Annotated in this window: 5 protein-coding genes; all 5 read right to left on the bottom strand. The window is 70.5% G+C overall.

What is annotated here, in order from left to right:
* Window positions 1–121: 121 nt before the first annotated feature.
* The 5 genes from AB0H87_RS35310 to AB0H87_RS35290 all read right to left on the bottom strand — a co-directional run bounded on the left by AB0H87_RS35310 (window position 122) and on the right by AB0H87_RS35290 (window position 6723).
* Window positions 122–1879 (bottom strand): ABC transporter substrate-binding protein, encoded by a 1758-nt coding sequence (locus tag AB0H87_RS35310; RefSeq protein ID WP_360155926.1) that lies wholly within the window; start codon window positions 1877–1879, stop codon window positions 122–124.
* 56 nt (window positions 1880–1935) lie between these two features.
* A complete protein-coding gene (locus AB0H87_RS35305; protein WP_360155923.1) occupies window positions 1936–2940 on the bottom strand; it encodes an ABC transporter permease in 1005 nt (334 codons plus the stop codon).
* 480 nt (window positions 2941–3420) lie between these two features.
* Complete coding sequence (gene recR / locus AB0H87_RS35300; protein WP_360155920.1) at window positions 3421–4014, bottom strand: recombination mediator RecR; 594 nt, start codon at window positions 4012–4014, stop codon at window positions 3421–3423.
* Between the two features lie 13 nt (window positions 4015–4027).
* A complete protein-coding gene (locus AB0H87_RS35295) occupies window positions 4028–4336 on the bottom strand; it encodes a YbaB/EbfC family nucleoid-associated protein (protein WP_360155929.1) in 309 nt (102 codons plus the stop codon).
* A gap of 155 nt (window positions 4337–4491) precedes the next feature.
* Window positions 4492–6723, bottom strand: a complete 2232-nt coding sequence (locus tag AB0H87_RS35290) for a hypothetical protein (RefSeq protein ID WP_360155917.1) — start codon at window positions 6721–6723, stop codon at window positions 4492–4494.
* Window positions 6724–6985: the final 262 nt, after the last annotated feature.

Below are 6985 nucleotides of genomic sequence, written 5' to 3'. Positions count from 1 at the left end.
CCCACGGAGTTCGGCCCCGGCGACCGCCCCCCCCCATACGGGGAGGGGCCGGCCGCCGCTCGCCTTCACCTACCTCACTTGGGGTGCTTGCTAACCAAGGGGTTTAGCGAACTAGACGGATTTACTGAACGCCCAGCGACAGGTAGTCGTACTGGCCGTAGGCGTCGTTGACGAAGACGTTGGTGGTGTTCTTGCTACGCACCGTGACCTGCTTGGCCCAGACGCCCGGCAGGATCACCGCCTCCTCCATGACCCGCTTGTCGATGGCGCCCCAGAGGGCGTCGCGCTTCGCGGTGTCGGTCTCGGCGATCGCCTGGTCAATCATGTTGTTGACCTCAGGGATGTTGACGCTGAGGTTGGACGAGCCACCGGTGTCCCGGATGACCCGGCCGTCGACGATCTGCGACAGGAAGCCGAAGCCGTCGTTCCAGTCCGCCGCCCAGCTGTTGACCATCAGGCCGAGGTTGTTCGAGTTGCGGTAGCTCGGCTTGCCCGCGTACAGCGCGAAGTAGTCACCGGTCGGGAACGGCTTCAGCGTGAGCTTGATGCCGACCCGGGCGAGGGACTGCTGCAGCGCCTCGGCGGTCGCCTTCTCCTTGGGGCGCTCGGCCCGGTAGGCGATGTTGGTCTCGAAACCGCTCGGCGAGCCACAAGCCTGCAGAGCAGCCTTGGCCTTGTCGAGGTCACCCTTGTTGTCCGCGCCGGCCGACCACACGTCGAGCTTCTGGAAGCCCGGGAGCTGCGGCGGGAGCAGGCCCGTCGCGATCTCGCCGCCGGCCTGGGGGCCGCCGTACGCGGTCTGGTAGGTGGTGCGGTCCGCGGCGTACTCGACGGCCTTGCGGCACTCGATGTTCTTGAACGCCGGGACGTTCGGGTTGATCGAGACGTAGTTCAGGCGCGCGCTGAGCGGGTTGTCCGCGCGCTCCTTGATGGTCGGGTCGCCCAGCACGCGGCTGAGGGCCGCGGGCTGCACACCCGTGCCGGCGATGTCGACGTCGAGCGAACCGTCGATGATCTGGTTGTCGATGTCGTCGGCGTTGGCGCCGATCGTCACGTCGTACGCGTCCGGCAGAGCCTTGCGGTTCGGGTCCGTCGACTGGTCCCACTGGTCGTTGCGGACCAGCTTGAAGCCCTTACCCGCCGAGTAGCTCTCGAACTTGTACGGGCCCGAGGCGACGACGTGCTCCTTGTACTTGGCGCCCGTGTCCTTCGCGGCCGGGACCGGCGCGGTGGCCGGGATCTGCGCGAAGTAGTCGAAGCCACCGAACGGCTTGTTCAGGTGGAACACGACGGTCAGGTCGTCCGGCGTGTCGATCGCCGGGTTGTCCTGGCCCTTGCTCGAGTAGGGGCCCTTGTAGCCCTTGAGGTCGAGGAAGTCGTTGAAGTAGGTCGGGCCGTTGACCAGCGTGGCCTTCTCCAGCGAGCGCGACACACCGTATTCGACGTCCTTCGACGTGATCGGGGTGCCGTCCTCGAACTTCAGACCCTGACGCAGCTTGTACGTCCAGGTCTTGCCGCCGTCGCTGGGCACGCCCAGGCCTTCGGCGAGGTCACCGGTCAGCTCGCTGCTGGTCTTGCCCGGGCCGACCTTGAACATGGTCAGCGAACGGGTGTAGAGCCGGGCGAGGTTCCACGACAGACCGTAGTACGTGTCGCCGGGGTCGACCGAGTCCCAGTCCGACGAGATCGCCATCTTCAAGGTGCCGCCCTTCTTGTCAGAAGGGTTGAACACCTTGCCGTTGGCGGCGTCGAACGCTGCGGTGGTGGTGCCACCGCCGCTGCTGTCGGTGGTGGAATCCGTGCCCCCGCCGCCACAGGCGGCGAGCGCGAGGGCGGCTGCGACGCCAACGGCGACGCCAGACACCAACCTTCTCTTCATCTACTGCTCCCCTTCGTTTGAGAGGTGGTGGGGCTTCGGGTGATTCCGTTCAGGGCTCATCGCGTCTTTGGGTCAAGCGCGTCGCGGAGTCCGTCTCCGAAGAGGTTGAAGGCCAGCACGGTGATGAAGATCGCCAGGCCGGGCCAGAACATGAAGTGCGGCATCGTGTAGTAGCGCACCGCCTCACTGAGCATTCCGCCCCAGGTCGCCGTCGGAGGCCGGATGCCGACGCCCAGGAAGGACAGGCCGGCCTCGAACAGGATGTTGGTCGGGATGAGCAGCGTGGCGTAGATCAGGATCGGCGCCACCAGGTTGGGCAGCAGTTCCTTGCGCAGGATGTAGCCGCTGCGCGCACCGAGACTCCGGGCCGCGTCGACGAACTCGCGTTCGCGGAGTGAGAGCGTCTGACCCCGCACGATGCGGGCCATGTAGCCCCAGTTGAAGAAGCCGATGATGAAGATCAGGAGCACTATTCGGAGCGTGTCGCCGGAGAGCCCGAAGGCCTTGTCCGGGATGACGCCGGCGAGCGCGATCGCGAAGACCAGGATCGGGAACGCCAGGAACAGGTCCATCGCCCGGCTGATCACCCAGTCGACCCAGCCGCCGAGGTAACCGGCGATGACGCCGAGCGTCGCGCCGATGATCACCGACAGCAGCGTGGCCAGGAAGGCGATGAGCAGGGAGATCCGGGCGCCGTAGAGCACGCGACTGAAGATGTCGCGGCCGAACGGTGGTTCGACACCCATCAGGTGCTTGGAGTCGAACGCACCGAACGGGAACGTCGACGTGGGCGCCTGGGTGGCCGGGTCCATCGTCTCCTGGTGGAACGAGTTGGGGTCGTAACCCCACGCGTTGACGATGAGCGGCGCGAAGATGGCGATCAGGATCAACAGAATGATCACGATGCCGCCGGCCATCGCGGCCTTGTCCCGCTTGAGCCGGCGCCAGGCGATCTGGCCTAGGGAGCGTCCTTCGATGGCCTTCTGGGAGCCCTCGGCTTCAGCCGGCGGCTCCCCGACAGGGACCTGATCGGAAATGGACGCGTCGGGGCCAACGACCATCAGTTGCCCGGTCCTTTCCCCGGCCGCCGCGCGCAGGTGACCGTGCTGCCCGCAGGCTGGACCGGTCCCCGCCGCGTCGACAACCGATCGGTTGGCGCGTACGTGGAGAGTTCGTGGTGACCGCCCGACTGGGGTGAGCCGAACGGGCGCGCGAACGACAGCGGCGATGTGCCACTGCGTACCGAACAATTTCTCGCGTCGTCGCTCAGCGTCAAGGGCGGGGGAGGGGCGTAACCAACTTCAGGCCTGCCCGTAATGACAATGTGACCTGCCAACTCGGAACCTCGGGTAATCGGGGGATGACGCTGTGCCCAGACGTGAGAACGTCTTCGGTGTGACGGTCATGCTGGCACACGTAACGGGCAGCGTCACATCGGCCCCCAGTCTTGAGCCGGACAGCTTGCCCAGATTTGCCCGATGAGTGGCTTTTGGTATGTCTAAGTTGCAGTGATTTGCGGCTTGTGGCGGCGCGGAAGTGACTCAGACCGCACGCCGGCCCTCGAAGGCCCGGCCCAAGGTGATCTCGTCGGCGTACTCCAGGTCGCCACCCACCGGCAGGCCGCTGGCCAGCCGGGTGACGTCGATGCCCATCGGCTTGACCAGCAGCGCGATGTAGGTCGCAGTGGCCTCACCCTCGGTATTCGGATCGGTGGCCAGGATGAGTTCCTTGACCTCGCCCGAACCGAGCCGGCTCATCAGCTCGCGGACCTTCAGGTTGTCGGGGCCGATGCCCTCGAGCGGATTGATCGCCCCGCCGAGAACGTGATAACGGCCGCGGAACTCGCCGGTGCGCTCGATCGCCACCACGTCTTTCGGCTCTTCGACGACACAGAGGAACTCGTCGGTACGCCGGGGGTCACGGCAGATGCGGCACTGCTCCGACTCGGCCACGTTGTAGCACGTGGTGCAGAACCGCACCTGGTCCTTGACCCGGTTGAGCACGGTGGCCAGCCGGGTGACGTCGGCGGGGTCGGCCGAGAGGATGTGGAACGCGATCCGCTGTGCGCTCTTCGGGCCGACACCCGGTAGGCGCCCCAGCTCGTCGATCAGGTCCTGGATCGCGCCTTCGTACACGGCGGTTCCGTCTCTAGAAGCCGGGCAGGCCGAGGCCGCCCATCCCACCGCTGACCGGGCCCATCTTCTCCTCGGTGAGGGTCCGCACGGCCTCGGTGGCGTTGTGCAGGGCCGCGACGACCAGGTCCTCGAGGGTCTCGACGTCGTCCGGGTCGACCGCCTTGGGGTCGATCTTGATGCTGACGACCTCACCGGTGCCGCTCAGCGTGGCCGTGACCAGCCCACCGCCGGCGGTGCCGGTCACCTCGGCCTCGGCCAGCTCAGCCTGCGCGTCGGCGATCTGCTGCTGCATCTTCTGCGCCTGCTTCATCAGCTGCTGCAGGTTGGGCTGTCCACCGGGGCGCACGGGTGACTCCTCTGTCGTCGTTAACCGTCGGTCTCTATAGAGAGTAGTGGTGTGATCGCCCTCCTCGCGGGCGAGGTGGTCACCAGGCGGCTGCTTCAATGCCTGTTTCTCTTGTTGCTATCGAGACGGGCCTACTTGAGGTCGATCTCACCGATCCGCTCGGCACCGAGCGCCTCGTGCAACAAGGCGAATGCCTGCTGCTCACTGCTCTGGCGCGCGGTCCTCTCGTCGATCACTTCGTCCGTGGGCTCGTCACCGGGATCGAACCCCTCGAACCGGACGCCGTTCCCGCCCTTCTGGCGGCCCGGGCCGTCGTACTCCGGGTCGAAGGGCGGCTCCTCCGCCCAGTCGGCTTCCGGCCGGGCCGGTGCCGCCGCGGGGGCGGCTTGGGCGGTGGCGCTCTTCCCCCGGTTGGCGGCGGCGCGGGCGGCGGCTCGGGCTGCCGCGGCCGCTCCCCCGCTGGGCGCCGCTGGGGTCGTGCGCGGGGCCGGCGCTGGTCGCGCGGCCGGGGCGGCGGGTGTCGCCGGCGCGCTCGCCGCGTAGGCGGGCGCGGTCGGCGCCGGGTCGGGGGCTGGCTCCGGGGGCCCGGCGGCCACCGGCGGGGCCACGGTCTCGGGCCAGTCCAGGTCGTCACCGGCGGCGTTGTCGGCCGCGTGGCCGCCGGGTTGGGCGGTCTCCGGCCAGTCGTCTTCGTCCGTCGCCGAGGCGGGGACCGCCGCTTGGCGACTCCGCCGGTCGCTGTCCGCGGGTCCGCTCGAACTCCTGGCAGCCGTCGGCCGCCCGCTGACCGCCGGCCGGTTCGGGCTCCCCGACGCCTGCCGCTCCTCGGTGACTGCGGTGCCCGGCGCTCGCGGGTCGCTTTCCGGGGGCCGGTTCGGGCTCCCCGCGCGCACCCCGGAACCGGCGCTGGCCGCCGTAGGCCGCTCGCGGTCCGGTGCCAGGTTCGGGCTCCCCGCCGTCGGGCGGTCACTGTCCGCGGGGCGGTTCGAGCTCTCCGACCCGGCCCGCACGCCGGCAACAGTGGTGCCGTCCGCGGCGCGGACGGGTCCGCCACCGGCGACCCTTGCCGGCCCAGCGCCGACGCCGCCCGGATCCGGCGACCCAACGCGGTCGCCGATGTGAGCCGGGCCGTTGCCGTCCCGCCTCGCGGGCTCATCGGCTCCGCTGCCCCCGATGAACCCCGATGACGCCAACTGCCAACGACCACTGCCTGCGCCGTCCTCGACGAACGCGGACCGCGCCTGCCGCCGCTCCGCATCGCCGTCCCGCCGGGGATCGCGGTCACCGTCCCCGTCCGGAGCGTCAGCTCCCGGCTCCTCGCGGTCACCGCGGATGAGACGCGTCGGCCGTTCGCCATCGGCAACGTCGGGACTGCCGGCTGCCGCCGGCGCTGACCGCGCCGCGTAGGCCCCTGCGTTGGTCGGCGCTGACCCCGCCGGGTTGACCGCCGCTTCCGCGGCAGCGTAGGCCGGCGCTGACCCCGCCGGGTGGCCGGTCGCGTCCACCGCCGGGTTCGCCGGCGCTGACGGCGCCGCGTTGGCGCGCCCTAATGGCGCCGCGTCCGCCGCCGCGTTCGCCGGCGCTGACGGCGCCGCGTTGGCCCGCCCTGACGGCGCCGCGTAGGCCGACGCTGACCCCGCCGCGCGGGCGGTCGCGTCCACCACCGCGTTCGCCGGCGCTGACGGCGCCGCGTTGGCCCGCCCTGACGGCGCCGCGTAGGCCGACGCTAACGCCGCCGCGTGGGCGGTCGCGTCCACCGCCGCGTCGGTGGCGCCGACGCCGGCCGATACCGTCGCGGTCCCGTCGCCGGTTGCCGTATCCGTGGCGGACAGTGCGCCCGGGTGGTCTTCGTCCGAGCGGTCGCCGGAGGCGCCGCTCTCCCCTCGCGTGCTCGACGAGCGCTCCCGCGCTCCCCGCCCCGCGGGCCTGCCGCCCGGCGCGGCGCCGTTGCCACCGGTGTCGCGGCCGGCGGCCGGCGGCTCCGGTGCGCGCTCCGGCGCCGGACCGCCGCCGCGCTGGTCGCCGGCGACCTCGCAGCGGATTTGCCAACGCTCGCCGAGTACCTCGTAGATGGCCTCGAGCACCGGCTCCGGATCCTTCGCCAAGGTGCTGGCGTGGAAGGAATGCCGGAAGGTGAGCACCAGGGTGTCGCCGTCGATGTCGCGGACGGTTGCCTCTGTGGCGAGGGCCGCGATCCGCTTGTGGTTGACCCGGACCATGGCGACGACCTCGTCCCAGACCCGGCGCACCGCGGCGGCGTCGCGCGCGCCCTCGGCTCCCTGCGGAATGACCGGCTCCGGTGTCGCGGGGTCCGCCATCACGGCCTGCGGCGGCACGCGCCGCGGCTCGCTGGCGGCGGCCACCGGCTCGTCGGACCACTCGCCCCGGCGCTGATCGGATTCGGACCCGACTAGGTCAGTTGGGCTCGCCGTTTCACTCGCGGCCGCCGGCGCGTCATCGGCCGCGTCCGGCCCAGACCGGGCGGCGGAACTCGCACCTAGGACCGCTGCGGCGTCATCCACCGAAACCGGCGCGTCCGGCCCAGGCCGACCGACCGCCGCGGCGTCGTCCGCGGAACCCGGCCCTGGCCGTGCGTCGGAACCGCCGCGGCCCGCGACGTCATCC

Origin of the sequence: Asanoa sp. NPDC050611, assembly GCF_040654855.1 — a bacterium.
Taxonomy (GTDB): domain Bacteria; phylum Actinomycetota; class Actinomycetes; order Mycobacteriales; family Micromonosporaceae; genus Asanoa.
The sequence above is the reverse complement of the archived record's forward strand: the minus strand, read 5'-3'. Positions and strand labels throughout refer to the sequence as shown.

What these genes read in the sequence shown, in the direction of transcription:
- AB0H87_RS35310 (WP_360155926.1), bottom strand. Translation starts at nt 1,879, where the DNA reads ATGAAGAGAAGGTTGGTGTCTGGCGTCGCCGTTGGCGTCGCAGCCGCC.
- AB0H87_RS35305 (WP_360155923.1), bottom strand. Translation starts at nt 2,940, where the DNA reads ATGGTCGTTGGCCCCGACGCGTCCATTTCCGATCAGGTCCCTGTCGGG.